This is a genomic window from Mucilaginibacter sp. P4_G9 (assembly GCF_056400985.1).
In genome coordinates, this window is record NZ_JBFUKF010000925.1 from 1 (window position 1) to 650 (window position 650).

At 45.2% G+C, this 650-nt stretch carries 2 protein-coding genes; both read left to right on the forward strand.

The window, feature by feature from the left end; genetic code table 11:
- A partial coding sequence (locus tag AC1DPZ_RS28590) for a fumarylacetoacetate hydrolase family protein (RefSeq protein WP_477409914.1) occupies window positions 1-347 on the forward strand: 347 nt, incomplete at its 5' end.
- A gap of 2 nt (window positions 348-349) precedes the next feature.
- Window positions 350-650, forward strand: a 301-nt coding sequence (locus AC1DPZ_RS28595) for a M23 family metallopeptidase (protein WP_477409916.1), incomplete at its 3' end; no start/stop codon positions are given.

Genomic DNA, 650 nt, shown 5'->3' on the forward strand with positions numbered 1-650 from the left:
GCGATGTACAAAGCCGTCATAAAGAAAAAGGGCTGCCCTGGGAACTGGCCAAGGCTTTTGATGGTTCGGCGCCAATCAGCGCATTTGTGCCAAAAGCAAAGTTTACCAACATCTATGATATCAACTTTAAGCTGGATGTAAACGGCGAAACCCGCCAGCAGGGCAATACCGGCAATTTACTTTTCTCTTTTGAAAGCATTATCGCCTTTGTATCCAAATACATCACCCTAAAAAAAGGCGACCTGATTTTTACCGGCACGCCGGCAGGTGTGAGCAAAGTAAAGCCAGGCGACAGGCTTGAAGGTTATTTGGAGGATGAGAAAATGCTTGATTTTTACGTTAAATAAGCATGATTAAAAAAAGAACTATTGTTATCTGCGCCTTGTGCATAAGCCTTTGTTTAAATTTACAGGCGCAAACTACTATTATACAAAGCAGGACCTACCCTCAAAATTATTTCCGCTATCCGCTTGATCTGCCCCCTACTACGGCCGGTTCATTTGGCGAGTTAAGACCCCAGCATTTCCACTCCGGGCTCGATTTTAAAACCAACCAGCGCACAGGCTACCCGGTATATGCCGCAAATGACGGCTATATTTCAAGGGTGCGGGTTCAGTTTGGCGGTTTTGGGCGTGCTATTTATATTACCC